The organism is Streptomyces sp. DH37, assembly GCF_029813835.1.
Taxonomy (GTDB): Bacteria; Actinomycetota; Actinomycetes; order Streptomycetales; family Streptomycetaceae; genus Streptomyces.
This window is the reverse complement of record NZ_JARVKV010000210.1, coordinates 1-424: the sequence shown is the minus strand read 5'-3', so window position 1 is coordinate 424 and position 424 is coordinate 1. Positions and strand designations below refer to the sequence as shown.

The 424-nt window shown below is 47.9% G+C and carries 1 protein-coding gene; it reads left to right on the top strand.

Going from position 1 to position 424, the window contains the following annotated elements; genetic code table 11:
* Positions 1-24 precede the first annotated feature (24 nt).
* On the top strand, positions 25-424 hold a 400-nt coding region (locus QC029_RS30710), incomplete at its 3' end, for a hypothetical protein (protein WP_279559115.1).

Here is a 424-nt window from a genome sequence, read left to right as displayed (position 1 = left end):
GGTCTATCCAGTCACGAAGCTGGCTTGCTGACTTCTATCTTATCTCTGATTAGCATTCCTTTTTCAATGACCATCCCAAGCCTGACAACCAGTTTATCTACTCGCAACCGTCAGCTCATGCTCACTCTGGTTTCACTAGCTGGTGTGGTCGGCATTTCCATGCTCTTTTTCCCAATCAATAATTTCATATACTGGCTTACCATCCATCTCCTCATCGGAACCGCAACCAGCGCCCTCTTCCCTTATCTCATGGTCAACTTTTCACTCAAGACAAGCGCCCCTGAAAAGACATCCCAATTGTCCGGCCTATCTCAAACAGGAGGCTATATCCTAGCAGCCTTTGGGCCAACCCTCTTTGGTTACAGTTTTGACCTGTTCCACTCTTGGGTACCAGCTGTAGCTGCCCTCTTGCTCATCTATATCC